The following is a 24692-nucleotide window of genomic DNA, read 5'->3' on the forward strand; positions in this document are numbered from 1 at the left end:
GGGTGGGTCTCCTCACCAGGTGAGCTGGAGGCCGTTGGTCGGCGACTGCGGGATCGGGGGGATGAACGGCTTGGGCGTGAACGAGAGCGTGTCGTGGTTGATCGGGAAGTGCGTCGGCACCGTGCCGGTGGCCCGGGCATAGGCGCAGGCCACGGCCGCGAACGTCGCCGCCACCCCGGCCTCCCCAGCCCCGCCCGGCTGCTCGGAGTCGGAGGGCATCACGATCACGTCGACACGCGGCGGGGTGTTCCACTGCCGGGTGTAGAAGTAGTTGTCCCAGCTCCCCTCGAGGAAGTGGCCGTCGCGCAGGTGCAGGCTCGAGGTCAGCGCCAGGGCGATGCCGTCGTTGATGCCGCCCTGCATCTGGGCCTCCAGGCCGCGTGGGTTGACCACGCGGCCGGCGTCGATCGCGTAGGTCACGCGGGTCACGCGCGGGCCGGTCACGGCGTTGGGGATGGAGCGGTCGACGGTCACGGGCCGGGCGTCGATCTCGACCACGCAGGCCGAGACGCCCTTGTACTCCTTGTGGATGGCGATGCCCTGCGCCGTACCGGGAGCCATCGGGCGGCCCCACTCGCCGGCTGCGGCGACCTTCTGCAGCACGGCACGCAGGCGGTCGTTGCGCTCGAACTTGAGCCGGAACGCGAGCGGGTCCATCTTCATCCGCGCCGCGAGCTGGTCGACGACGAGCTCGGCAGCCACCCGCACGTCGGGTGAGTAGATGTTGCGCATGGAGCCGGTGTTGAAGCGCTCGTCGACCTCGAGAACGGTCTGGGTGACCTCCCCGAAGTTGTAGGGGATCTCCTGGGTCAGGGCGAAGATCGTCTGCGCGAAGCCCTGGTTGCCGAGGCCGCCGGGGAGGTCGGAGCCGCGCGCGGTGAGCAGCTCACCGAGGCCGTGGCGGTAGTCGGTCTCCACGCAGGTCAGCGACTGGTTGAAGGACAGCACCTCGCCACCGAGGTAGGTCGCCTGCACCCGGCAGGTGCCGAGCGGGTGGGCGCGACCGGCGCGGGCGTCGTCGGCGCGGTGCCACATCAGCTTGACCGGCTGGCCCATCGCCTGCGAGATCCGGGCCGCCTCGAGCGCCCCGTCGAAGAAGAGCCGGCGGCCGAACGAGCCACCGGCGGTGACGACGTTGACCTTGACCTGGTCCTCGGCCATGCCGAGGGCCTCGGCGATGCGCTGCTGGGCCACGATCGGCGACTTGAGGCCGGCCCAGATGGTCGCACTGTCGGCGCGCACGTCGGCGATCGCGCTGTTGGTGTCCATCGGGGAGTTGCTGCGGAAGTAGAAGACGAAGTCACCGGTGACGGTCTGCACCAGCGGGTTGGCGGGCAGCGCCGGCATCGGCAGCTGCGCAGCCCGGACCTGCTTCACGATCGTCGCGTCGCTCTCGCCCGCCACCGGGCCCTCGGCCCACACGACGTCGAGCGCCCGGACCGCGTCGATGCACTGCCCGAACGTCCGGGCGCGTACGGCGACGCCGAAGTCGAGCAGCGCCACGTGCGTGACACCGGGCATGGCCGTCACGGCCGCCTCGTTGTTGATGCTCTTCGCGGTGCCGTTGAGCGTGGGGGCCCGGCAGATCATCGTGGGGAGCGCGTTGTCGACCTGCAGGTCGGTGGTGAAGTCCTTCGTGCCGGTGACGGCCGCGAGCGCGTCCACCCGGTTCTGCGGGGTGCCGATGACGGTGAAGTCGGAGGACGCCTTGAGCTCGACCTCGATCGAACGCGTGGTGGGGCTGGCGGCCCGGACGGCGAGCTCGCCGTAGGTCACGGACGCGCCGTTGGGCGCGGAGATCACGCCGCCCTTGGCCACGAGGGCGCCGACGGTGTCGCCGAGCACGATCGCGGCGGCCTCGAGGAGCGCGGCCTTCGCGACGGCGGCGGCCACCCGGATCGGGGTGTAGGTGGCGATCGTGGTGTTGGAGCCGCCGGTGAGCTGGTTGAAGAGGAGCTCGGGGCGAGCGGGGGCGAGCGTGACGACCACCTTGTCCAGGGGCAGGTCGAGCTCCTCGGCGATCAGCATCGCGCTCGAGGTGGTGATCCCCTGTCCCACCTCGGCACGCGGCAGCGAGAAGGAGGCGGTGCCGTCCTCGTGGATCTCGACGGTGATCAGGTTGGCCGTCGGCCGCGCGGCGTCGGTGAGCGCGTCGTTGAGGTCATAGAGCTCGGCCGGCTGCGGCACGGTCGGGATCACGGCCGAGGCCCTCTCGGCGAGCAGGCCGAGGTCAGCGGCGGCGACCAGGGTCGCACCGCCGATGACGTAGCCGAGGAAGCGACGCCGGGGCACGGCGTGGTTGAGCGGGACGAGCCGGTCGGACTGCTCGGGCATGGGGGGACGTCCTTTCCGCGGACCTATGTATCTCCCCCCGGACCTGATGAGTGTGGCACCCGTCACGCTCCACCACCATGCGCGTACCGCCCCGTATTGGTGGGTCCCTGATGTGCAGAGTGCACAAGACATCTCACTCGGAGTGGGTGAGCCGCCAGGCGCGCAGGGCCAGCGCCAGCTCCATCGGCGGTGGTGCGTCGCCGAGCGGGAGGCCGGTGAGGTCGGCGACCCGACGCACCCTGTTGAGGACGGTGTTGCGGTGGCACGGCACGCGCTCCGCCGTACGCGACGCGGACCCGGCACACTCGACCCACGTCTCCAGCGTCTCCAGCAGTGCGGTGTGCTCGGGGGTCGGCAGCGCGAGCACGGCGCCGAGCCAGACGCGCACGAGCCGCTCGGCGACCTCGGGCGAGCCGAGGAGCAGCGCGTCCGGCAGCCGCTCGTCGTAGGACACCACGCACGCGGCGTCCGGCTCGATCGTGCGCAGGGTGGTGAGCGCCTCGCGGAAGGCGACGTCGGTGCGCGCGAGACCGCGCACGACCGAGGAGACACCGATGGCGACGTCGGGCGTCGCCCGCAGCACCTCGAGGGTGCGGTCCAGGTCGGTGGAGGCGAGCTGGAGGAACCCGACGTGGCACTCCGCGCGACGCTGCCACGTGGAGGCGACGCCGACGACTCGCAACCGGTCGGCCAGTCCGTCGACGACTGCGCCGAGCGGGTCCTGGTGGTCGACCGCCACGACGACCAGTGGGCCGTCCATGCGGATGTCGAGGATGCGCGAGGCCTCCAGCGCGAACGCCGGCTCGACCCCGCGCCCCGAGAGCAGCCCCTCCCACAGGGAGGCACGCCTCTGCTCGTCCGCGCGGACGATGCGCAGCTCGGTCGCGTGATAGGCGCGCGCGACCTGCGAGGACGTCTCGTCGATGACCTGCCACAGGCGGGTGCCGATGACCCGGAGGTCGTCGGCGTCCAGCGCGTCGGAGGCCCGCGCCTCACCGAGGAGGTCCTCCCAGATGAGCCGCCCGCCCATGCGGTAGGAGCGCAGCAGCTCGTCGAGGGGCAGTCCCTGGTCCGCCCGCCGGTGCCCGGTGTCGCGCGCGGCGTCGTACAGGACACTCTCCGGGGCGGCGGCTCGTCGGCGCCGACGGCCACGGCGAGCAGCTCGAGGGCACTGACGATGTTGGCGTGGCACGAGCGCTGCAGGTCGTCGAGCGGGATGGTGGCGCCGTGGTAGCCGGGGTGCTCGGCCACGATCGTGCGCACCAGCTGCTCGGTGACCTCCGAGACGCGCGTGCGCCGGTGGTGGTCCAGGAACGCGCTCGCGTCCGGCACGCGTCAGCCCACCCTCATGGCCATCAGCCGCCGAGGTTGCGGAGCAGGAACGCCTCGGCGAGGACGACCTTCTCGAACTCGGCGAGGTGCAGGCCCTCGTTGGCGCCGTGGGCACGGGTGTCGGGGTCCTCCACACCGGTCACCAGCACGCTGGCCTGCGGGAACGCCTCGAGGAACTCGGCGATGAAGGGGATGGAGCCGCCGACGCCCATGTCGACCGGCTCGGTGCCGTCCCAGGCCTCCGCGAAGGCGGCGCGCGCAGCGTCGTAGGCCGGACCGGTCGCGTCGATCTGGGTCGCCTCACCGGTGTCCACGACGACGGTGTTGAGCGTCGCGCCCCAGGCGACGTGCTTCTCGAGGTGGGCCTGGAGTCGCTCGACGGCGTTCTTCGTCGTGTCGCCGGGGGCGATACGCAGGCTGATCCGGCAGCGCGCTGCGGGAACGAGGGTGTTGGACGCGCCGTCGACCTTGGGGGCGTCGAAGCCGGTGATGCTGAGCGCGGGCTGGGTCCAGAGGCGCTCGACGGCGGAGCCGGTGCCGATCCACTCGATGCCCTCAGCCGCGCCCGACTCCGCGCGCAGGCGCGCCTCGGGGTAGTCGACGTCAGCAGCCGGCCCACTGTGCAGGCCCTCGATCACCAGGTTGCCGGCGTCGTCGTGGAGGCTGGCGATGAGGCGGCTCAGGGTCATGATGGAGTCCGGCACGAGGCCGCCCCACATGCCGGAGTGCACGGCGTGGGTGAGCGTGCGCACCTCGACGTCCATCCGGACCAGGCCGCGCAGGCTGGTGGTGAGCGCGGGCTCGCCGATGTCCCAGTTGCCGGAGTCGGCGATGACGATGACGTCGGCCGCCAGGCGCTCCTTGTACATCGTGAGCAGCTCGACGAGGGTGTCGGAGCCGACCTCCTCCTCGCCCTCGATGAACATCACGAGGTTGACGGGCAGCTCGTCGCCGAAGATCCGGACGGCGCCGAGGTGGGCGGCGATGCCGGCCTTGTCGTCGGCCGCACCCCGGCCGTAGAGCCGGTCGCCGCGTTCGGTGGGCTCCCACGGCGGCGAGTCCCAGTCGGCGTGGTCGTTCTCGGGCTGGACGTCGTGGTGGGCGTAGAGCAGCACGGTCGGCGCGCCCTCGGGCCCGGCCTTCTTCGCGATGACCGCCGGCGGGGCGCCCTCGAAGGCACGCACGATCTCGGTCTCGAAGCCCTCGGCGGCGAACAGCGCCTCGGTCGCCTGCGCGCTCCGCTCGACCTCGCCGGCACGCGCCGGGTCGGCGCTGACGGACTGGATGCGGACCAGGTCTTCGAGGTCCTGGCGGATCCCCGGGAGGACTTCGGCGAGGCGGGCACGGATGTCGATCGTCATGTCCCGCACCCTAGTCGGGGCACTGAGGCGCGCGTCACGCCCACCTGTCGGGACGACGCTCGAGTGTCATGTGCCGTTCGGCGTCGACGAACCCGAGGGAGCGGTAGATCCGCAGCGCGTCGCCGTCGTGGTCGGCTGCGATCACCAGCTTCTCGAGCTCGTACGTCGACAGCGCGTGCTCGCCGGCAGCGTGCACGACCGCCGCGGCCAGCCCCTGGCGGCGGTGGTCGGGGTGCGTCTCGACGGTCTGGTAGCGCGCGATCCCGGCGTGGGTGACGAAGACGGCCGCCGTGCTGACGAGGGTGCCGTCGACGAAGGCGCCGAAGCGCTGGCCCAGCCCGCGCGCGACCAGTGCCCGCTCCTGCGCGTTCTTGCCTCGGGCGAAGGCCATGAACACGTCTTCGTCCGTCTTGGCCCAGAGGTAGTGCGCCAGTCGAGCTCGCCCCTCCCAGTCGTCGTCGCTCTCCAGCGCTCGGATGACCACGCCGTCGGCGACCGGCCGCGGGGCGACCAGAGCACCGGCCGTCAGGACGACTCCGCTGTCGACCGCCAGGCCCGCCTCGGCGAAGGCCTGCAGCTCGGCGGTCTGGTCCTCGGTGCCGTCGACGCCGATGGCGACGTGCTCGGCCTCGGGGAACTCCGTGTGGAAGGCGCCGATCACCTCGCGCTCGCCGCCGGGGAACGGCCGCTGCTTGAGCAGCAGGAAGTTGCCCCAGAAGTAGGTCGGGTTGTCGGGCGTGCGGATCACCAGGTGGGTGCCGCGGTCCTCGATGAGGCTGCCGGAGAGCTCGAGCAGGCGCAGGTCGGTGCGGAAGCCGAGCGAGCGGATGTCCATTCAGTCCTTCTTCATGTCTGTCAGGGGCAGGTGGGCCGTCAGGTCGGTGCGCTCGCCGCTGGCGATGATCCGGCCGCTCGCGATCGCGTCGCCCCACTCGATCTCGCCGGTGGCGAGGGCGATCCAGGTGGCTGGGTCCGTCTCGATCACCGCGGGCGGTGTGCCGCGGGTGTGCCGCACTCCGGGGATGACCTGCGCAGCGGCGTACGGCGGGATGCGGACCTCGACGGAGTTGCCCGGCGCACGCTCGGCGAGCACGGCCAGGAAGTGCTTGGTGAGCAGCTTGTCGTCGGCCGTCGTGCGCGACTCGAGTGCGGCCGCGACCTCGTCGGGGGCGGCAGGACGGAGACGGACGGGCACGGGTGAACCCTAGTCGGGGGCCGGCGGCCCCCTCGCCTCACGCGTCGATCGTGTCCAGCAGGTCAACGACCTGCTGCCAGGCCTTGGTGCGTGTGTCGATGAGGTCGAAGTGACCACCCGTCACCTCGATGAGCTCCGCGGTCGCGCCGGCCTCGGTGGCCGCCTGCACGTAGTCGCTCGACTGGCTGATCGGCACCGAGGTGTCGTCGGGGGCGTGCAGGCACCACACGGGGACGTCGAGGGGGACGTGGCGCATGGGGTCGGCGAGGTCGAAGGCGGGGTCGTCGGGCCCGACCCCCATCAGGCTCTGCACCGCTCCCCCGCCGAGGTTCTCGTCGTACGCCGACGTCAGGTCGAGCACCCCGGCCTGTGAGAGCACGTGCGTGACCTCGACGCCGCCCGACCACTCGTCGAAGCGCTGGCGAGCGGCCGCCCAGGTCGCGAGGTGCCCGCCGGCGGAGTGACCCAGCGTGACCACCGGGCCCTCCCCGTCGACCAGGTTGATCGCGGCGTGGATGTCGTCGAAGGTCGCCGGGAAGCCGCCACCGTTGCCGACCCTGCGGTACTCCACGTTCAGCGCCGTCCAGCCGCGCGCCGCCAGGTCGGCAGCGAGCCGGGAGCCGAGATCGGCGGCATACATCGCCTGCCAGAAGCCGCCGTGGATGACGACGACCGTGCCTCGGCTCTCGCCCGTGGGGTCGTAGCGGTCGACCCACTGGGACGGGTCCTCACCGTAGGTCAGGCGCGTGGGCTCCTGGGCGTCGTTCGACATCGGGTCGCCTCCAGATGAATCGCTCGGGTCCGTCCCGCCGTCGCTCGCGCAGGCCGCAGCCAGCGGGAGGATTGCAGCCGCCGCCAAGGCGGCCCGTCGCGTCAGGGCAGGCATCGCGGTCGACCCTACCCATGCTCGCCCTTGCCAGTGACGCGAGTCACATCTAGGTTGCGCAGGTGCCCGGGACCACCCGGGACGTCCCCTCGGAGAGGATCCACATGTTGCACGCCCCATCCAGGCCGTCGCGGGCCACCCGCACCGCGTTCCTGGCCTTCGCCTCGACGGCCGCGCTCGCCACAGCAGCGCTCACCGCCCCGGCCGCCACCGGTGAAGTCGCCGACCCCAGCTCGGCGACCGCCGCGCTGCGCGCAGCCGTCACGCCCGCCAACGTGATGGCCCACCTCGATGAGCTCCAGGCCATCGCCGACGCCAACAACGACACCCGCGCCTCGGGCACCCCCGGCTACGCCGCCTCCCGTGACTACGTGGTCGGCCAGCTCAAGGCCGCCGGCTACAGCCCGACGGTCCAGGCGTTCGACTTCCCGTTCTACCGCCAGCTGGCCCCGGCCACGTTCGACGTCTCCGCGCCGAGCCAGGCCTCCTACGTCGACGGCGAGGACTTCGCCCTGATGACCTACTCCGGCTCGGGCGACGCCTCGGGCACGGTGCAGGCCGTCGACCTCAACCTCGGCAACCTGACCGGCTCGACCAGCGGTTGCGAGGCAGCGGACTTCGCCGGCTTCGTCGCCGGCAACATCGCCCTGGTCCGTCGGGGCAGCTGCGCCTTCGCGGTCAAGGTCGTCAATGCCCAGGACGCCGGCGCGTCCGCCGTCATCGTGATGAACACCGGCACTCCCGGCTCCACCGGCGCCTTCGCCGGCACGCTCGGCTCCCCGGTCGGGACGGTTCCGTCGCTGGGCACCAGCTTCGCCATCGGGTCCTCGCTGGCCGACGGAGGCACGGCCCACATCGTCGCCAGCACCGAGTCCGAGATCCGCAAGACCTGGAACGTCCACGCCGACACCAAGACCGGCGACTGGGAGAACACGGTCCACGCCGGCGCCCACCTCGACAGCGTGGTGGCCGGCCCCGGCATCAACGACAACGGCTCCGGCTCCGCCGCGCTCCTCGAGGTCGCCGAGCAGGTTGCCACGACCAAGACGACCAACCGGATGCGCTTCTCCTGGTGGGGTGCCGAGGAGCTCGGCCTGCTGGGCTCGAACCACTACATCAACGACCTGGCAGCCAACAAGCCGTCCATGCTCGAGAAGACCGCCCTCTACCTGAACTTCGACATGGTGGGCTCGCCCAACTACGCGCTGTTCGTCTACGACGGCGACAACTCCGCCTTCCCGGTCGGCCCGGGCGCGGCCAAGGGTCCTGATGGATCGGGTGCCATCGAGAAGCTGTTCCACGACTACTTTGGCTCCCAGGACCTGCCGTCCGCCGAGACCCCGTTCAGCGGTCGCAGCGACTACGGCCCGTTCATCGCCAAGGGCATCCCGGCCGGTGGCCTGTTCACCGGCGCCGAGGGTGTCAAGACCGAGTCCCAGGCGGCACTGTTCGGTGGTGAGCCCGGCGTCTCCTACGACTCCTGCTACCACGCGCCCTGCGACTCGATCGAGAACGTCAACGTCGACGCGATCAACTTCAACTCCGACGCGATGGCGCACGCGGTGCTGACCTACGCCAACTCGATCAGCTCGCTCAGCGAGCCGGTCGTCGGTGACGTCCACGGCGACGGCACCCCGAGCGGTGGCGGTCTGCACGACCACGAGCACGAGCTGCCGACCAGCTGACGCTCTGTTCCTGTGTACGGCGAAGGGCCCCCGCCTCGGCGGGGGCCCTTCCTCGTGGTCGGGTGCCTGGCTTGGCCGGCGGCCGGATGCGGACCGGCGGCGTACCGGCGTACCGGCGTAGTTAAGTGAGAGTTTGTGGTGATTTCGTCGGTGGACGACAAACCCTCACTCAACTACCCCACCGACGCGCGGGACGGAGTGACCAACGCGTCGATTTGATCGGACGTCAGCGACCCAGGGCGTCGGGCAGGGTGGCGCTCCACGCAGCGCGCAGCTCGGCGACGGGGACCTCGAACTGGCCCTCGACGCTGATGGTGTCGCCGCCGGTCTGGCCCAGCGGGGTGATCGCGACGCCGTGCTTCTCGGCCAGCGCGACGAGCCGGTCGGCGTTGTCGGTGGTCACGGTCACGATGGCTCGAGCAGCGGACTCCGAGAAGAGGGCGACGAAGGGGTCGCCCTCGAGGGCCACCGACACCCCGATCCCGTTGCGGAAGGAGGACTCCGCCAGGGCGTGGGCCAGTCCGCCGTCGGACAGGTCGTGGGCACTGGTGACAACTGAATCGCTCGACGCCTCGACGAGCAGCGTCGAGAGCGCGCGCTCGGCGGCGAGGTCGATCCGCGGGGGCAGTCCACCGAGGTGCTGGTGGATGACGTGCGCCCACTCCGACCCGGAGAGCTCCTCGCGGGTCTCACCCAGGAGGAAGACGCGCTCACCGCCAGCCTGGAAGCCACTCGGCGTACGGCGCGTGACGTCCTGGATGACGCCCAGGATCGCGACGACGGGCGTCGGCAGGATCGCCGTCTCGCCGGTCTGGTTGTAGAGGCTGACGTTGCCGCCGGTGACGGGGATGCCGAGCTCGAGGCACGCGTCCTTGAGACCGCGGCAGGCCTCGGCGAACTGCCACATCACGTCGGGGTCCTCGGGGGAGCCGAAGTTGAGGCAGTCGCTCATGGCCATCGGGGTGGCACCCACGGTCGAGACGTTGCGGTAGGACTCGACGAAGGCGAGCTGGGCGCCGACATAGGGGTCGAGCTTGGCAAAGCGGCCGTTGCAGTCGGTCGAGAGCGCGACGCCGAGGTTGGTCTCGTCGTCGATCCGGATCATCCCGCCGTCCTCGGGCTGCGAGAGCACGGTGTTGCCGCGGACATAGCGGTCGTACTGGTCGGTGACCCACGACTTGTCGCACAGGTTGGGGCTGGCGACGAGGGTCCGCAGCGTCGCGGCGAGCTCCTCGCCGGTCGTCGGCCGCGGCAGCGCCTCGGCGGTGTCGGCCTGCAGGGCGTCCTGCCAGGCGGGCCGGGCGTAGGGACGGTGGTAGGTCGGACCGTCGTGCGCGACGGACGCGGGCGGCACGTCGACGATGCGCTCGCCGTGCCAGTCGATCTCGAGCCGGCCGGTGGTGGTGACCTCGCCGATGACGGCCGCCTCCACCTCCCACTTGGCGCAGATCGCGAGGAACTCCTCGACGTGGTCGGGCTCGACGACCGCCATCATGCGTTCTTGCGACTCGCTCATCAAGATCTCTTCGGGAGCGAGCGTGGAGTCACGCAGCGGCACCTGGTCGAGGTTGCAGTGCATGCCGCCGTCGCCGGCCGAGGCCAGCTCGGAGGTGGCGCAGGACAGGCCCGCGCCGCCGAGGTCCTGGATGCCGTTGACGACACCTGCGGCGAAGAGCTCGAGGGTGCACTCGATCAGCAGCTTCTCCATGAAGGGGTCGCCGACCTGCACGCTGGGTCGCTTCGCGGGACCGGTCGACTCGAACGTCTCGGAAGCCAGGATGGACACCCCGCCGATGCCGTCGCCGCCGGTGCGGGCGCCGTACAGGATGACGAGGTTGCCCTCGCCGGCTGCCTTCGCGAGGTGCAGGTCCTCGTGGCGCAGGACCCCGAGGCCGAGGGCGTTGACGAGCGGGTTGCCGGCATAGGTCTCGTCGAAGACGACCTCGCCGCCGATGTTGGCCAGGCCGAGGCAGTTGCCGTAGCCGCCGACGCCGGCCACGATCCCCGGCAGCACGCGGTGGGTGTCGGGGGCGTCGAGCGGGCCGAAGCGCAGCGGGTCCATCACCGCGACCGGGCGGGCGCCCATCGCGAGGATGTCGCGGACGATGCCGCCGACGCCGGTGGCCGCACCCTGGTAGGGCTCGACGTAGGACGGGTGGTTGTGCGACTCGACCTTGAACGAGACGGCATAACCCTGGCCGATGTCGATGACGCCGGCGTTCTCGCCGATGCCCGCGAGCATCTTGCCGATCGGGGTCTCCTGCGGCACCTCGCCGAACTGCTTGAGGTGCACCTTGCTCGACTTGTAGGAGCAGTGCTCGGACCACATGACGCTGTACATCGCCAGCTCGCTGCTGGTCGGGCGGCGGCCGAGGATCGTGCGGATGGTGGCGTACTCGTCGGCCTTCAGGCCCAGGTCGGCCCAGGGCTGGTCGCGCTCAGGGTCACCGGACGCCACGGCGACGGTGTCGAGGGTGCTCGTGCGGGGGGCCTGCTGGGTCTCGGACACGGGCGTCAATCTACTAAGCCCCGCGCCACTCCACGTGGCCGCGTCCGCCCGGCGGCCCACGGCCCGGGGCGAACACGCCAAACCTGTGACGAAAGTGACTGGTGGGAACGTAGGGTGGCCCTTTCGCGACCCGCCCTTCCCCAGCTCCTGGAGTCACGACCATGCGCCGAACTGTCATTGCCGCGAGCGCGGCCCTGCTCACGGTCGCGCTGGCCGTCACCACCGTGCAGACCGCCGATCCGACCGGGTCGCCGACCGCTGCCGCCGAGCTGGCCGGTGCGAGCTCGAGCGCCAGCGCGGCCCAGGTCGTCGCCTCGACCCCGGGTGACTTCACCGGTCTCGGCTTCGACCAGTGCGTCGCCCCGACCCAGGCCGCCATGGATGCGTGGATCAAGTCGTCGCCGTACCGCGCGGTCGGGATCTACATCTCCGGGGACTCCCGCGCCTGTCGGGTCCAGCCCAACCTGTCACCCACCTGGGTCACGACGCAGGTGTCGCGTGGCTGGCGGCTCCTCCCGATCGCGCTCGGCCCGCAGGCCTCCTGCCTCGCGCGCTTCCCGCGCTACGACGACGACTTCAAGATCGACCCGAAGCCGGACGGCAGCTATGCGGCAGCCCGCGCGCAGGGCGTCGTCGAGGCCGACAAGAACGCCGCGGACGCGGCTGCGCTGGGCATCGGCCCGGGCAGCACGCTGTGGTACGACCTCGAGGCGTTCGACCTGGCCAACACCCACTGCCGGGAGTCCGCGCTGGCCTTCATCAGCTCGTGGGTCACCCGGACCAAGGAGCGCGGCTACGTCGCCGGGTTCTACTCCAGCGCGAGCTCGGGCATCAAGATGCTCGATGAGGCACGTCTGAAGCGACCCGGGGTCTTCGCGCTCCCGGACCGCATCTGGATCGCGCGCTGGGACGGCGTCGCCAACACCTCGACGAGCTACATCGCCGAGGACGGGTGGCGGCCCGGCAACCGGATGAAGCAGTTCAAGGGCGGGCACAACGAGACGTGGGGTGGTGTCACGATCAACATCGACACCAACTACCTCGACCTCAGCGGCCCCGGCACGACCACCCCGCCCCCGCCGGCGCCCGTCCCGACCGCCGCGCCCGAGACGCACTGCGGCGGCACCCGCATCGACTTCCCGACCTACTACACCCTGAAGCCGAAGGCAGCCAGCAAGACCCGCACCCTCGCGCTGCAGTGCCTGCTCAAGGAGAAGAGGCGGTACGCCGGACGGCTGGACGGCGACTACGACCGCGCGACCCGCAAGGCCGCTGGCGCATGGATGAAGTCGCGCGACTTCACTCCGACCCGCATCTGGCGCCGCAAGAACTGGGTCGCGCTGCTCGCCGGTCAGGAACGCCCGGTGCTGGGCGTCGGCGCCACGGGCCCCGTGGTCTCGCGGCTCCAGCGCGCCCTGAGCGCCGCGCGGCAGCGGGTCGAGGTGACCGGGACCTTCGACGAGGCCACCCGATCAGCTCTGGTCGCCTACCAGACCCGGGTCGGCGCGACCGCGACCGGCACGACCGATGCGGCGACCTGGGCGAAGCTGGCCAAGGGTCGGTTCTGACCCGAGCAACCGGGGTCTCGTGACGGGCCTTCGGCCCTCCTCAACCGCCGGCGAGACGGTCAGACGGGCGGGCCGACGGCCAGCGCAGCTGCAGTGAGTACGGCGACGGCCCCGACGAGCAGGGCAACGGCCAGGCGGTAGTGGCGCAGCAGCCAGCAGACGGCCCGTTGCAGGACGGTCGGGCTGTCCGGCCGCGAGAGCCAGTCGGTCCCGAGCAGGCCCCGGCGATCGGCGTACACCTCGAAGGGAAGGGTGGCGAACGGCGGGACGGCCGCGGCGAGGCCGAGCACGGAGCGCGGCAGCGACCAGCGCTGGTCGATCGCGACGATCACGGTCACCAGGCAGTAGGCGATGAACACGACGCCGTGGACCATGCCGAAGATGCGGACACCCAGCTCAGTGGTCTCGGTGACGTACTTCAGGAACATGCCCGAGAGCAGCCCCGCCCACGTGATCGCCTCGGCGACCGCGAGCGTGCGGAACAGGCTGCGCGGAGTCAGGCCCTTCACGCGAACGTGGCGGCAGCGAGGGAGGTGAAGAACCCCAGCCCGTCGGTGCCGGGACCGCACAGGGCCTCGACGGCGTGCTCGGGGTGCGGCATCAGGCCGACGACGTTGCCGCGCTCGTTGGAGATGCCCGCGATGTCACGCAGCGAGCCGTTGGGGTTGTCGTCGAGGTAGCGCGCGACGACGCGGCCCTCGCCCTCGAGCATGTCGAGGGTGGCCTCGTCGGCGACATAGCCGCCCTCACCGTTCTTGAGCACGATGGTGACCTCCTGGCCGGCGGTGTAGGCCGAGGTCCAGGGGGTGTCGACCCGCTCGATCCGCAGTCGCTGGTCGACGCAGTTGAACTTGCGGTGGTCGTTGCGGATCAGCGCGCCGGGCAACAGGTGGGACTCGCAGAGGATCTGGAAGCCGTTGCAGATGCCGAGCACGGGCATGCCCTTGGCTGCCGCCTCGATCACCTCGGTCATCACCGGGGCGAAGCGCGAGATGGCGCCGCAGCGGAGGTAGTCGCCGTACGAGAAACCGCCGGGCAGCACGACCGCGTCGACGCCCTTCAGGTCGTGGTCGCCGTGCCACAGGGCGACGGCCTCGTTGCCGCCGAACGTGACGGCGCGGCGCGCGTCGACGTCGTCGAGCGAGCCGGGGAAGGTGACGACGCCGATCTTCATGCGGTCCGGACCTCGAAGTCCTCGATCACGGGGTTGGACAGCAGGGTCTCGGCCATCTGCTGGACCTCGGCGAGCGACTCGGGGGTCGCGTCTCCCTCGATCTCGACCTCGAACCGCTTGCCCTGGCGGACCTCCACGACGCCGGCGAAGCCGAGGCGCGGCAGCGCACCGAGCACAGCCTTGCCCTGGGGGTCGAGGATCTCGGGCTTGGGCATGACATCGACCACGTAACGGGCCACGGGCGCTCCTGGGCTTCGGGGGATTGCAGGGGCGATCCTATCGGCGTCCCCGAGGCACCCGAGACCTGACCTCTCCCCTGGGCTCAGGCCCGGGGCCGCGCCGCCACGATCAGCAGCGCCACGCCGAGCCCGGCCACGACCGGGCCGACCATCGCCCAGGTGTCGACGCCGGTCATCGGGCTGCCCTTGAGGTAGCCGAGGCCCTGGAAGGTCCAGACGGCACCGACGATCGTGAGCAGGCCGCCGAGGACGAACAGGAGGGGCTTCACGAGAGCTCGCGCTTGAGGATCTTGCCGGTCGCGGTCATCGGCAGCTCGTCGACGAACTCCACGATGCGGGGGTACTTGTAGCCCGCCATCTGCTCCTTGGCCCAGGCGACGAGCTCGTCCTCGGTCAGCTCGACCTCCTTGTTGCGGATGACGACGGCCTTGATCTCCTCGCCGTGGCTGTCGTGCGGGACCCCGATCACGGCGGCCAGGCTGACGCCGGGATGGGTCAGCAGCACTTCCTCGATCTCGCGCGGATAGACGTTGAAGCCGCCGCGGATGATCATGTCCTTCGAGCGGTCGACGATGTAGTAGAAGCCGTCGTCGTCCTTGCGCCCCAGGTCGCCGGAGCGGAACCACCCGTCCTGGATCGCGTCCGTCGTCGCGTCGGGGCGGTTGTAGTAGCCCTTCATGATGTTCGGGCCCTTGATCGCGATCTCACCGATCTCGCCCTCGGCGTCGGACCACTCGCCCGGCTCGGGATTGATCAGCTTCATCTCGACTCCCGGGATCGGGGTCCCGATCGAGCCCACGCGCACCGCTTCGCCGTACGGCGAGAAGCTGGCGACCGGGGAGGTCTCGGAGAGGCCGTAGCCCTCGAGGATCGTGACGCCGAAGCGCCGCTCGAAGTCCTTGTGGACCTCCACCGGCAGGGCCGATCCGCCGGCGGCCGCGACGCGGAGGTTGGCCGCGAGCTCGGCGACGTCGACACCGGAGTCGTCGAGCGCCCCGAGCAGGCCCCAGTACATCGTCGGCACCCCCGCGAAGAACGTGACCTTCTCCTTGGCCATCGTCTTCAGGGCCGCGTCGGCCTCGAACCGCGGCAGCATGACGACGGTGCCACCGAAGGCGAAGCCGCCGTTCATGATCACGGTCTGGCCGAAGGAGTGGAACAGCGGCAGCACGCAGAGGTAGGTGTCGGGGCGGTCGGCGGAGGCGCCGAAGAGCGCGTCCCCGGCGAGCGCGTTGGAGACCATGTTGCGGTGGCGCAGCTCGGCGCCCTTGGGCTGACCCGTGGTGCCGGAGGTGTAGAGGATGACGGCGGTGTCGTCGTCGCTGACCTCGACCGTCTCGAACGTCGGCGGCTGGGCGCCCATGCCCTGGCCGAGCGTCTCGGTGCCCTCGATCGGCGAGGCGGCCGCCGGGTCGACGGTGATCATGAAGAAGTGCTCGCAGGAGTCGGTCTGCTCGAAGCCAGCGTGTCCCTCCGCGCCGATCGCCAGCTCCGGGGTGCCCTGGAAGCAGAAGTAGGCCTTCGCGTCGGAGTCGGCGAGGTGGTAGGCCACCTCGCGCCCCTTGAGCAGCACGTTGAGGGGCACCACGGTCGCCCCGGCCTTGAGGATGCCGTAGTAGACGATCGGGAAGAACGGCAGGTTGGGACAGCTGATCGCGACCTTGTCCCCCGGCTCGATGCCGCGTGAGACGAGCAGGTTGGCGACCTGGTTGGCGGCGCCGTTGACCTGCGCGTAGGTCAGGCGGACATCACCCAGCACGACCGCTTCCCGGTCGGCGTAGGTGGTCGCAGAGTTCTCGAGCAGCGAGGCGAGGGATGGCATGGGCGCAAACCTACCCAGTCCTCGTGACCCCCGTCACCCGGCCAGGAGCAGGTTGGGCAGGGTGTCGGTCCACCAGTCGACGACCTGGTCGTGCGACCAGCCACGCTCGGTGGTCAACAGGTGGTAGGTGCTGTCGCCGAGCACGGTGAGGAGCACGTCGGTGGCGGCCCTCGGCGTCAGCCCGTCGCGCAGGGCGCCCTTGCCCGCGAGCATGTCGACCACCTGACGGAAGCCGTCCTCCCGCAGCTGCTCGTGGGACAGGTGCGTACGGCGCACTTCCTCATCCGTCAGGGCAGCGGCCCGCAGCACCTCGGCCAGACCGGCCGCCCTGACGAAGATGTCGGCGGACCCACGCACGAAGATCCGCAGGCTCTCGGCGGCGTCGGGCTCGGCCAGCATGGCCGCGAACCACGGCATCAGCTGCGGCTCGGTCGGCGCCTCCTCGCCCATCACGGCGGTGTCGATGGCCGCGCTGATCAGCGCCGACTTGTTGCTGAAGACGAAGTAGACGGTCTGCGGCGCGACACCGGCACGCTTGGCGATCGCCGTCACGGTCGCGCCGTGGAACCCCTGCTCGACGAACTCGGCATGCGCGGCGCGGACGATCGCGCGTCGCGTCGCTGCTGCCTTCTCCCGGCGGGAGCTCTTGATCTGGCTCATGTGGGGAGCCACCCTAATAAAGCCGTTGACTAGAGTGGCACTCTAGCGTAGAACTCAAGTCATCTGGTCCACGCTCAAGGAGCACTCAAGGAGATCGAGATGACAACCACCGAACTGGCACCGACCGGCACCAACTCACGCACCCGCATGGCCGGGCTGGCCTGCCTCCTCGCGGGCCTCCTCGGCGCGGCCGGTGGGCTCTACCTCGCGCTCCGCACGCCGCTCGTCGCCGAGGACATGTGGACCTACCCGCAGCGCGCGGGTGGAGAGTTCGCAACCACCCAGACGATGTTCGCGCTCACCCACGTCGGCATGTTCCTGGGCCTGCTCGCCCTCGGGTGGTGCGGCGCCGTCCCACCCAGCCGCTGGGCACGGATCGCCCGTGCCGCCGTGCTGGCGGGCATGGCGCTGCTGGCGGTCAACGAGCTTGTGGCGATCACCGTGGCCGGCGAGCCCTCCGACTCGGCCAGCGCGGGCAACGTCGGCGCCGTCTACGGCGTCGCGACCCTCATGATCGCGCTCGGCATGATCGTCGCGGGCGCGGCGGCGATCCGCGGCGGCGCCTGGAGCGGCTGGCAGCAGTGGCTTCCCCTCGTTGTGGGGGCCTGGCTGATCGTCCCGACGATGCCGGCACTGTTCCTCGAGGGTGACGCCGCACGGCTCGCGCTCGGTGGGTGGTCCCTGCTCTTCGCCCTCCTCGGGTGGGTGCTGTGGCGAGACGAGGCCTGAGGTCGGCCGCCACGGCTCCGGCCTGACTCAGCTTCGGCGCTCCAGGATGCGTGCGGCCTTGCGCAGGTCGGCGCCGATCGCGAGCCCGGCCAGCCGTCCGGCGAGCGCCGCGGGCACGGCGTACGCGTGTCGACCCGAGATCTCGCCCTCGGCGACCACGCGGCAGCCCGCCGCGCGCTCCTCGAAGGTCAGCACCAGGGTCGCGGCGATGCCGAGCCAGGTGCCGACCTCGGCCCAGACCTCCGGTCGCTCGAAGCGGGTGATCTCCATCCGCGGGCACACCCCGACCATCGTGGTCTCGCGCCAGGCCATCCCGAGCTGTGGTTCGGCGTCGCGGTCGGCCAGGGTCACCGAGAGCAGGGAGGACTGCCACTCCGGCCGGTTGCGCGGGTCTCCGAGATAGTCGAAGACGACCTCGCGCGGTACGGCGAAGTCGACTGTCGCGCGGAAGCGGCGTGGCCTCAGAACGTCTCACCCGTGAGCAGCTCGTAGGCCTCGACGTACCTCGCGCGGGTGCGCTCGACGACCTCGCTGGGCAGCTCCGGCGGGGCCTCGCCGCTGGTGCGGTCCCAGCCGGACGCGTCGCTGGTGAGCCAGTCGCGCACGATCTGCTTGTCGTAGGACTCCTGCGCGCGACCGGGCTGCCAGTCGGCGGCCGGCCAGAAGCGGCTGGAGTCGGGGGTCAGCACCTCGTCGGCGAGCACCGTGGTGCCGTCGGGGCGCGACCCGAACTCGAGCTTGGTGTCGGCCAGGATGATGCCGCGGGTGCGGGCCAGCTCGTGGGCGTGGCCGTAGACGGCCATCGTCAGCGTGCGCAGCTCGGCGGCCTCGTCGTCGCCGACAGCCTCGACGACCGCTTCGTAGGAGACGTTCTCGTCGTGGTCCCCGACGGCGGCCTTCGTCGCGGGGGTGAAGATCGGCTCCGGGAGACGGGACCCGTCCTGCAGGCCGGCGGGCAGGGTGATGCCGCAGACCTCGCCGGTGCGGCGGTAGTCGAGCAGGCCCGAGCCGGTGAGGTAGCCACGGGCCACGCACTCGACGGGGAACATGTCGAGGGACTCGCAGATCACGGCGCGACCGGCGACCTCGGCGGGCACGTCGGTGGAGACGACGTGGTGGGGGATCAGGTCCTTGAGCTGGTCGAACCACCACAGCGACATCCGGGTCAGGATCTCGCCCTTGTCGGGGATCGTGGTGTCGAGGACGAAGTCGTAGGCCGACATCCGGTCGCTCGCGACCATCAAGAGGCGACCGGCGTGCTCCCCGCCGTCGACGCGGTAGAGGTCGCGGACCTTGCCGGAGTGCAGGTGGGTGGTGCCTGCGATGGCGGGTGCGTCAGGGATGTTGAAGTCGGCCACGGGGGCGAGCCTATCGGTGCAGCCACCACGACATCTTGCGAGTGATCCACGGCAGGAAGAGGTAGGTCATCAGCGGCGTCATCACCAGCACCGAGATCAGCACCCGCAACGGCAGGGCGAGGTCGGCGATGGTCTGCGACACCACGTAGTTCGACGCCAGGCTCAGCGGGAAGAACACCAGGAAGATGACGACCATCTGCTTCCACCGCGGCGGCGCCGACGGTGCCGCGCTCAGCGCCTCGACCGCGGCAGGCTCGTCGAACCAGCCCTCGATGCCCGTACGTCGCTCGACCCGCGTCGCCTCGATCCGACCCTGGGCGGCCTCCAGCCACCACGCGCGCTGCGGGCTGGCTTCCCACACGGCCAGCGCCTCGGAGCTGGCGAAGCGGTAGAGCATGTGCCACTCCGAGGAGTCCTCCGACGGCCGGACCCAGCCGCTGCCGAGGAAGCCGTCGAAGCGCTCGGCCAGCGACGTACCGGCCTGGACCCACGCGAGCATCTCGCTCGACTGGGACGGGTCGACGTGGCGCGTGACGGACGTGGTGACGGGGGCGGACATGCTCGCCATTGTCCGTCGCGCGGGCCGTCGGCGCCGAACCGAGGACGACGAGATGAGGGCCACGTCCCCCGTGGACGTGGCCCTCATCCGCGTCTGCTCAGGGGCAGCCGAGTCCTTGGCGGTAGCCCTCCGGGACCTCGCCGCGCTGCACCCGCTCGGCGTAGTCCCAGACCACCTCGGGGTAGTCGCCCTCGGCATTCATCTCGTTCAGGATGGCCCACTCACGGCTAGTGCCGAGAGCTTCCACCGCTCGCTGGGCACGGGCCGGCTTGCCCTTCGCCGTGGCGTCGGTCCACTCGTCCAGCCACGCACAAGCGACGGAGCCCGCTGCGCTCACGCCGAGCTGATAGCGACTCGGACCGTCCGGGCGGACGTACTCCCAGGTCGGCGGGAGGGGCATGTCGGCCATCATCTCGAGGACGATCTCCTGCTGGCCCTCGGTCACGAACTCAGTGGGAAGCGCCGCCTTGAAGTCGGCGTCCGAGACGTAGGCGAGCTGCTCGAGGAGCGCCAGGAAAGCCGTCTTGTCCATGCCACTGCCGCGCACCTCCACGTGCCACGGACCCTCGACCTCGGCCATGGCGGTGTGGTCGTCAGCGGAGTAGGCCCACAGCTGGGCGTCCTTGCCCAGCACGGAGACGGGCTCGCCGTCGGTGGGCGGGGTGGTGATGTGGCGCCGGTCCTCGAGGTAGTCCGCGTAGTACTTCGCGGCGCGCTGGTGGACCGACACCGACTGCGCGCCCTTGACGAACTCGGTCTCGCGCTCGGCGTCGGTCTCGGAGGTGTAGCCGACGGACCAGCCCGGCAACACGATCCGGTCACCCGTCGCGGCTGCGGGCGACTGCTCCGCGGTCGTGTCGGATTTCTCGCCCGTCTGCTGGCCGGCGACGCTGCTCGAGTCCTTGGCGGGCTCGTCCGCCGAGTCCAGCAGGGCGGGTACGGCGAAGAGTGCCGCGACCGTCGCGGCGGCGGTGCCGACGGCGATCAGCGTGCCGCGCCGGCGAGGTCGGCGTACGGGCGAACTGCTCTCGACAGGTGTCGTGGCCATGATGTCCTCCAGGAGCTCTGCCCGGGCGCGGGAGAGCGGCAGGCGGCCCACGGCCTCGTCGGTCAGCTTCGGGTTGGTCATCGCTCCTCCTCACGGACCGGGATCGGTTGCTTTCCTGGGATGTGTCCGGCCGGCTCGGGATCGTTGCCGGGAGGACCGAAGTCCCCCAGCACTGCGCGCAGCCGGGACCGCGCCCGCGACAGCCGTGGGCGCACGATCGCCGGCGACAGGCCGAGCACGTCGGAGATCTCGCGCGGCTCGAGGCCCTCCCACAGGTGCAGCTGGAGGATCTCCTCGTCGCGGGCGCTCAGCCGCGCCATCGCGGCATTGACCTCCGCGCGCTGCACGACGTCGTCGCTGAGGTCGGGCACGACGACCGCGAGGTCGGTGCGCAGGCGCTCGCCGAGCCGTCGCCTCCTCAGCTCACCGCGACGCTGGTTGGCGAGGAGCCGGCGCGCGACGCCGTACAACCACGGCAGGGCGGCATCGGAGGGCACGTGGCCGATGCGGCGCCAGGCGACCACGAACGTCTCGGCGACGACGTCGGCCGCGTCCTCGGGCCGGTCGGTGCGCCGCAGCGAGTAGCCGAGGACGGCGTCGAAGTGCGCGGCATAGAGCCGGCGGAACGTCTCCTCGTGTGCCTCCATGACTCCCCCATGTCCGGCTGGTCACCCATCGTTGCAGGTACGCGCGGAAAATTTTTGCCGAGACTGCCCGACGCGCACGACCCGGCCGGGTCGCCGACGCGCTCTACGCCTCCGCGGCGATCATCAGCAGCACGAGCTGTCAGTGGGTCACGTCAAAGGTGGTCGCGCCGATCGGCGCCGCCGCCCGTGTCGCCACGTTGCGCACGCGCGCGAGCGGCGGGCCGGTGCGGCACCACTCGACGAGGGCGTCGACGGCCTCGTCCGCGCCCTCCGCGTGCAGTGCGACCGAGCCGTCGGGCTCGTTGCGGACCCACCCGGTGACGCCGAGCCCACTCGCCCGCTCGGCCGTGTAGTAGCGGAACGAGACGCCCTGCACCCGCCCCGTCACGGTGGCCTGGACTGCCTTCATGGCCTCAATCATGGGGCGGGATCGAGTTACCGAACAGTCAGGGGGTCGCCCACGCTGGAGAGCCCCCGACTGTTCGGTAGCGTCAGAGGATCGCGCCCGGGGCGTACGCCGCTGCGCCGGGGTGGCGAGCGACGACGGCCTCCACCAGGGCGACCACGGACTGCGTCTGCGACACGGCAGCGCCGGTGAACTCGATCGGGTCGGCGACGAGCGCGTCGATCTGGTCGCGGGTCAGGCCCAGACGGGTGTCGGCGGCCAGCCGGTCGAAGACGTCGTTGACGGCCTGCCCCTTGCGCATGTCGAGGGCGACGCCGACGGCCGCCTCCTTGATCGCCTCGTGGGCGACCTCGCGACCGACGCCGTTGCGCACGGCCGACATCAGGACCTTGGTGGTGGCCAGGAACGGCAGGTAGCGGTCGAGCTCGCGCTGGATGACGGCCGGGAACGCACCGAACTCGTCGAGGACGGTGAGGAACGTCTGGAACAGCCCGTCGGCGGCGAAGAAGGCGTCGGGCAGGGCCACGCGGCGTACGACCGAGCAGGACACGTCGCCCTCGTTCCACTGGTCCCCGGCGAGCTCGCCGACCATGGAGAGGTAGCCGCGGGTGATCACGGCGAGGCCGTTGACCCGCTCGCAGGAGCGGGTGTTCATCTTGTGCGGCATCGCGGACGAGCCGACCTGGCCCTCCTTGAAGCCCTCGGTGACCAGCTCGATGCCGGCCATCAACCGGATCGTGGTCGCGAGGTTGGACGGACCGGCGACGAGCTGGACGACCGCGCTGAGCACGTCGAAGTCGAGCGAGCGCGGGTAGACCTGGCCGACGCTGGTCAGGACGTTGTCGAAGCCGAGGTGGGCGGCGACGCGCGACTCGAGGTCGGCGAGCTTCGAGGCGTCACCGCCGAGCAGGTCGAGCATGTCCTGCGAGGTGCCCATCGGGCCCTTGATGCCGCGCAGGGGGTAGCGCGCGAGCAGCTCCTCGACGCGCTGCACGCCGATCAGCATCTCGTCGGCGATGGTGGCGAAGCGCTTGCCGAGGGTGGTCGCCTGCGCGGCGACGTTGTGGGAGCGACCAGCCATCACGGTGGTCTCGTGCTCGGTGGCGAGCCGCGCGAGGCGGGCCAGCGTCGCGACGGCACGGTCGCGGAGCAGCTCGAGGGACTGCTTGACCTGCAGCTGCTCGACGTTCTCGGTGAGGTCGCGGCTCGTCATGCCCTTGTGGATGTGCTCGTGGCCGGCGAGCGCGGCGAACTCCTCGATCCGCGCCTTCACGTCGTGGCGGGTGATCCGCTCGCGGTCGGCGATGCTCGGCAGGTCGACGTGGTCGACGACCTTCTCGTAGGCCTCGATCACGCCGTCGGGGACGTCGATCCCGAGGTCGCGCTGGGCGCGCAGGACCGCGATCCAGAGCTGGCGCTCGAGCACGATCTTGTGCTCCGGCGACCAGATGGCGGCGAGGTCGGCCGCGGCGTAGCGGGTGGCCAGGACATTGGGAACGGTCACAGGTTTTCCTTCAGTGAGGCGCCCTCGACGACACCGAGCGGCTCGGCCGCGATGTCGCGGCGCCACTGGGCGCCGGGGAACGAGATGGAGGCGATGCCTTCGTAGGCCTTCGCGCGGGCGTCGGCGATGTCGGAGCCGACGGCGCGTACGGCGAGCACCCGGCCGCCGGCGGTGACGAGACGATCCCCGCCGGTTGAGCTCGTCGAAACCAAGGCCGTGCCGGCGTGGATCACGTCCACGTCGGTCTCCTTGTCGAGCGTCTCGGTGCCGACGATGACGTCGCCCTTGGACGACGACTCGGGATAGCCAGCGCTCGCCATCACGACGGTGACCGACGCACCGTCGGCGAAGGTGGGCGGCGCGACGCTGTCGAGGCGACCCGTCGCCGCGGCGTGCAGCAGCACGCCGAGGGGCGACTCCAGGAGCGCCAGCACCGGCTGGATGTCGGGATCGCCGAAGCGGCAGTTGAACTCGATGACGCGCGGGCCCGTCGCGGTGAGCGCGAGGCCGACGTAGAGAGTGCCGACGAACGGGGTGCCACGCCGGTTCATCTCGTCGAGCGTCGGCTGGACCACGGAGGCGAGCACGTCGTCGGCCAGCCCGGGCGGGGCCCAGGGCAGCGGCGAGTAGGACCCCATGCCGCCGGTGTTGGCGCCACGACCGCCGTCGAAGATCCGCTTGAAGTCCTGCGCGGGCTGCAGCGCCCTCGCCGTACGACCGTCGCAGACCGCGAAGAGCGACACCTCGGGACCGTCGAGGAACTCCTCGATCACGACGCGGTCGCAGGTCGCGGCGTGCGCCAGCGCCTCGTCACGGTCGGTGGTGACGACGACGCCCTTGCCGGCGGCGAGCGCGTCGTCCTTCACGACGTACGGCGCACCGAGCTCGTCGAGGGCAGCGGCAGCCTCGGAGGCCGTGGTGCAGACGCGCGAGCCGGCGGTGGGGACCCCCGCGGCCGCCATCACGTCCTTGGCAAAGGCCTTGGAACCTTCGAGCTGGGCGGCCGCGCGAGACGGCCCGAAGACCGCGATGCCCTCTGCCCGGACGACATCGGCGACGCCCGCCACCAGCGGCGCCTCCGGGCCGACGACGACCAGGTCGATGCCGAGCTCGACCGCGAGGGCCGCGACCGCAGCGCCGTCCATCGGGTCGACGTCGTGCAGGGTGGCGACCGCGGCGATGCCGGGGTTGCCGGGCGCCGCGTGGACCTCGCTGACTCCGGGATCGAGGGACAGGGCCAGTGCGAGCGCGTGTTCGCGGCCGCCGGTGCCGATCACGAGAGTCTTCACGGGCGTCGATCCTATCGGCGCCCGCGTCCGACCCGGTGATGCCTCAGTCGGGGTGGACGACGAGCGTCTGCTCGCGGCCCGGACCGACGCCGACGCCCCAGATCTTGGCGCCGGAGATCTTCTCGAGCGCCTCGACGTAGAGCTGGGCGTTCTTCGGCAGGTCCGCGAAGGTGCGGCAGCCGGAGATGTCCTCCTGCCAGCCGTCGAAGAACTCGTAGATCGGCTTCGCGTGGTGGAACTCCGTCTGGGTCATCGGCATCTCCTCGACCCGCTGACCGTCGATCTCGTAGGCGACGCAGACCGGGATCTGCTCCCAGCTGTCGAGGACGTCGAGCTTGGTGAGGAAGAACTCGGTGAGGCCGTTGACGCGGGCGGAGTAGCGCGCGA

General features: G+C 71.0%; 25 protein-coding genes. 3 read left to right on the forward strand and 22 right to left on the reverse strand.

The window, feature by feature from the left end:
• Positions 1–12: 12 nt before the first annotated feature.
• The 6 genes from CF8_RS16450 to CF8_RS16475 form a co-directional block, all read right to left on the reverse strand.
• A complete protein-coding gene (locus CF8_RS16450) occupies positions 13–2334 on the reverse strand; it encodes a molybdopterin cofactor-binding domain-containing protein (RefSeq protein WP_010834227.1) in 2322 nt (773 codons plus the stop codon).
• Positions 2335–2467: 133 nt separating this feature from the next.
• On the reverse strand, positions 2468–3526 hold the full coding sequence (locus tag CF8_RS16455) for a PucR family transcriptional regulator (RefSeq protein ID WP_010834228.1): 1059 nt from the start codon (positions 3524–3526) through the stop codon (positions 2468–2470).
• Positions 3527–3689: 163 nt separating this feature from the next.
• On the reverse strand, positions 3690–5027 hold the full coding sequence (locus CF8_RS16460) for a dipeptidase (RefSeq protein ID WP_036491286.1): 1338 nt from the start codon (positions 5025–5027) through the stop codon (positions 3690–3692).
• A gap of 34 nt (positions 5028–5061) precedes the next feature.
• Positions 5062–5862, reverse strand: a complete 801-nt coding sequence (locus CF8_RS16465) for a GNAT family N-acetyltransferase (RefSeq protein WP_010834230.1) — start codon at positions 5860–5862, stop codon at positions 5062–5064.
• Positions 5863–6222: a sterol carrier family protein gene (locus CF8_RS16470; RefSeq protein WP_010834231.1), complete on the reverse strand. Its 360-nt coding sequence runs from the start codon at positions 6220–6222 to the stop codon at positions 5863–5865.
• Between the two features lie 37 nt (positions 6223–6259).
• Positions 6260–6994 (reverse strand): alpha/beta hydrolase, encoded by a 735-nt coding sequence (locus CF8_RS16475; RefSeq protein ID WP_010834232.1) that lies wholly within the window; start codon positions 6992–6994, stop codon positions 6260–6262.
• Between the two features lie 218 nt (positions 6995–7212).
• Between CF8_RS16475 and CF8_RS23500 the strand changes: the two genes are divergently transcribed.
• Positions 7213–8793: a M28 family peptidase gene (locus CF8_RS23500; protein WP_036491287.1), complete on the forward strand. Its 1581-nt coding sequence runs from the start codon at positions 7213–7215 to the stop codon at positions 8791–8793.
• A 226-nt stretch (positions 8794–9019) separates the two neighbouring features.
• Here CF8_RS23500 and purL read toward each other — a convergent pair whose 3' ends face one another.
• Entirely contained in the window at positions 9020–11302 is a 2283-nt protein-coding gene (gene purL / locus CF8_RS16485) for a phosphoribosylformylglycinamidine synthase subunit PurL (protein WP_010834234.1), read from the reverse strand.
• A gap of 161 nt (positions 11303–11463) precedes the next feature.
• On the opposite strand from purL, the gene CF8_RS16490 reads away from it, so the two are divergent.
• Positions 11464–12870, forward strand: a complete 1407-nt coding sequence (locus CF8_RS16490; RefSeq protein WP_010834235.1) for a glycoside hydrolase domain-containing protein — start codon at positions 11464–11466, stop codon at positions 12868–12870.
• 59 nt (positions 12871–12929) lie between these two features.
• Here CF8_RS16490 and CF8_RS16495 read toward each other — a convergent pair whose 3' ends face one another.
• The 6 genes from CF8_RS16495 to CF8_RS16520 all read right to left on the reverse strand — a co-directional run bounded on the left by CF8_RS16495 (position 12930) and on the right by CF8_RS16520 (position 16765).
• Entirely contained in the window at positions 12930–13379 is a 450-nt protein-coding gene (locus CF8_RS16495; protein ID WP_010834236.1) for a DUF3817 domain-containing protein, read from the reverse strand.
• Positions 13376–14044 carry a phosphoribosylformylglycinamidine synthase subunit PurQ gene (gene purQ, locus CF8_RS16500; protein ID WP_010834237.1) on the reverse strand — a complete coding sequence of 223 codons (669 nt, stop codon included), beginning with the start codon at positions 14042–14044 and terminating at the stop codon, positions 13376–13378. The genes CF8_RS16495 and purQ overlap by 4 nt, the downstream gene beginning before the upstream one ends.
• The gene (purS, locus tag CF8_RS16505; protein WP_036491288.1) at positions 14041–14283 is read right to left on the reverse strand and encodes a phosphoribosylformylglycinamidine synthase subunit PurS; all 243 of its coding nucleotides are present in this window, start codon (positions 14281–14283) and stop codon (positions 14041–14043) included. The genes purQ and purS overlap by 4 nt, the downstream gene beginning before the upstream one ends.
• An 83-nt stretch (positions 14284–14366) precedes the next feature.
• Positions 14367–14552, reverse strand: coding sequence for a hypothetical protein (locus CF8_RS16510; RefSeq protein WP_036491289.1), 186 nt, complete (start codon positions 14550–14552; stop codon positions 14367–14369).
• On the reverse strand, positions 14549–16105 hold the full coding sequence (locus CF8_RS16515; RefSeq protein ID WP_010834239.1) for a long-chain-fatty-acid--CoA ligase: 1557 nt from the start codon (positions 16103–16105) through the stop codon (positions 14549–14551). The genes CF8_RS16510 and CF8_RS16515 overlap by 4 nt, the downstream gene beginning before the upstream one ends.
• Positions 16106–16138: 33 nt before the next feature.
• On the reverse strand, positions 16139–16765 hold the full coding sequence (locus CF8_RS16520; RefSeq protein WP_010834240.1) for a TetR/AcrR family transcriptional regulator: 627 nt from the start codon (positions 16763–16765) through the stop codon (positions 16139–16141).
• A gap of 99 nt (positions 16766–16864) precedes the next feature.
• Here CF8_RS16520 and CF8_RS16525 point away from each other — a divergent pair, with 99 nt between their 5' ends.
• A complete protein-coding gene (locus CF8_RS16525) occupies positions 16865–17494 on the forward strand; it encodes a hypothetical protein (RefSeq protein WP_010834241.1) in 630 nt (209 codons plus the stop codon).
• 27 nt (positions 17495–17521) lie between these two features.
• On the opposite strand, the gene CF8_RS16530 is transcribed toward CF8_RS16525, so the two are convergent.
• The 9 genes from CF8_RS16530 to CF8_RS23270 form a co-directional block, all read right to left on the reverse strand.
• Positions 17522–17959, reverse strand: coding sequence for an SRPBCC family protein (locus CF8_RS16530; RefSeq protein WP_084622910.1), 438 nt, complete (start codon positions 17957–17959; stop codon positions 17522–17524).
• On the reverse strand, positions 17956–18852 hold the full coding sequence (locus CF8_RS16535; protein WP_010834243.1) for a phosphoribosylaminoimidazolesuccinocarboxamide synthase: 897 nt from the start codon (positions 18850–18852) through the stop codon (positions 17956–17958). The genes CF8_RS16530 and CF8_RS16535 overlap by 4 nt, the downstream gene beginning before the upstream one ends.
• Positions 18853–18862: 10 nt before the next feature.
• The gene (locus tag CF8_RS16540) at positions 18863–19411 is read right to left on the reverse strand and encodes an antibiotic biosynthesis monooxygenase (RefSeq protein WP_051204553.1); all 549 of its coding nucleotides are present in this window, start codon (positions 19409–19411) and stop codon (positions 18863–18865) included.
• A 97-nt stretch (positions 19412–19508) separates the two neighbouring features.
• Positions 19509–20540, reverse strand: a complete 1032-nt coding sequence (locus CF8_RS16545; RefSeq protein ID WP_010834245.1) for a hypothetical protein — start codon at positions 20538–20540, stop codon at positions 19509–19511.
• Positions 20537–21106, reverse strand: coding sequence for an RNA polymerase sigma factor (locus CF8_RS16550; RefSeq protein WP_010834246.1), 570 nt, complete (start codon positions 21104–21106; stop codon positions 20537–20539). The genes CF8_RS16545 and CF8_RS16550 overlap by 4 nt, the downstream gene beginning before the upstream one ends.
• A gap of 139 nt (positions 21107–21245) precedes the next feature.
• Entirely contained in the window at positions 21246–21515 is a 270-nt protein-coding gene (locus CF8_RS16555) for an acylphosphatase (protein WP_036491290.1), read from the reverse strand.
• A gap of 82 nt (positions 21516–21597) precedes the next feature.
• On the reverse strand, positions 21598–23016 hold the full coding sequence (gene purB, locus CF8_RS16560) for an adenylosuccinate lyase (protein WP_010834248.1): 1419 nt from the start codon (positions 23014–23016) through the stop codon (positions 21598–21600).
• Positions 23013–24305 (reverse strand): phosphoribosylamine--glycine ligase, encoded by a 1293-nt coding sequence (gene purD / locus CF8_RS16565; RefSeq protein ID WP_010834249.1) that lies wholly within the window; start codon positions 24303–24305, stop codon positions 23013–23015. Before purD ends, purB begins: the two co-directional genes overlap by 4 nt.
• 43 nt (positions 24306–24348) lie before the next feature.
• Positions 24349–24692 (reverse strand): adenylosuccinate synthetase (locus CF8_RS23270; protein WP_036491291.1); only part of this gene is annotated, 344 nt, incomplete at its 5' end.

The organism is Nocardioides sp. CF8 (genome assembly GCF_000389985.1).
Classification (GTDB): Bacteria; Actinomycetota; Actinomycetes; order Propionibacteriales; family Nocardioidaceae; genus Nocardioides; species Nocardioides allogilvus.

Bases quoted from the DNA above. Each gene is read 5' to 3' on its own strand.
- purQ (WP_010834237.1), bottom strand. From the start codon at position 14,044: ATGAAGATCGGCGTCGTCACCTTCCCCGGCTCGCTCGACGACGTCGAC.
- CF8_RS23500 (WP_036491287.1), top strand. From the start codon at position 7,213: ATGTTGCACGCCCCATCCAGGCCGTCGCGGGCCACCCGCACCGCGTTC.
- CF8_RS16475 (WP_010834232.1), bottom strand. From the start codon at position 6,994: ATGTCGAACGACGCCCAGGAGCCCACGCGCCTGACCTACGGTGAGGAC.
- CF8_RS16520 (WP_010834240.1), bottom strand. From the start codon at position 16,765: ATGAGCCAGATCAAGAGCTCCCGCCGGGAGAAGGCAGCAGCGACGCGA.
- CF8_RS16450 (WP_010834227.1), bottom strand. From the start codon at position 2,334: ATGCCCGAGCAGTCCGACCGGCTCGTCCCGCTCAACCACGCCGTGCCC.
- CF8_RS16460 (WP_036491286.1), bottom strand. From the start codon at position 5,027: ATGACGATCGACATCCGTGCCCGCCTCGCCGAAGTCCTCCCGGGGATC.
- CF8_RS16550 (WP_010834246.1), bottom strand. From the start codon at position 21,106: ATGGAGGCACACGAGGAGACGTTCCGCCGGCTCTATGCCGCGCACTTC.
- CF8_RS16525 (WP_010834241.1), top strand. From the start codon at position 16,865: ATGACAACCACCGAACTGGCACCGACCGGCACCAACTCACGCACCCGC.
- CF8_RS16515 (WP_010834239.1), bottom strand. From the start codon at position 16,105: ATGCCATCCCTCGCCTCGCTGCTCGAGAACTCTGCGACCACCTACGCC.
- CF8_RS16465 (WP_010834230.1), bottom strand. From the start codon at position 5,862: ATGGACATCCGCTCGCTCGGCTTCCGCACCGACCTGCGCCTGCTCGAG.
- CF8_RS16490 (WP_010834235.1), top strand. From the start codon at position 11,464: ATGCGCCGAACTGTCATTGCCGCGAGCGCGGCCCTGCTCACGGTCGCG.
- CF8_RS16545 (WP_010834245.1), bottom strand. From the start codon at position 20,540: ATGACCAACCCGAAGCTGACCGACGAGGCCGTGGGCCGCCTGCCGCTC.
- CF8_RS16540 (WP_051204553.1), bottom strand. From the start codon at position 19,411: ATGTCCGCCCCCGTCACCACGTCCGTCACGCGCCACGTCGACCCGTCC.
- CF8_RS16555 (WP_036491290.1), bottom strand. From the start codon at position 21,515: ATGAAGGCAGTCCAGGCCACCGTGACGGGGCGGGTGCAGGGCGTCTCG.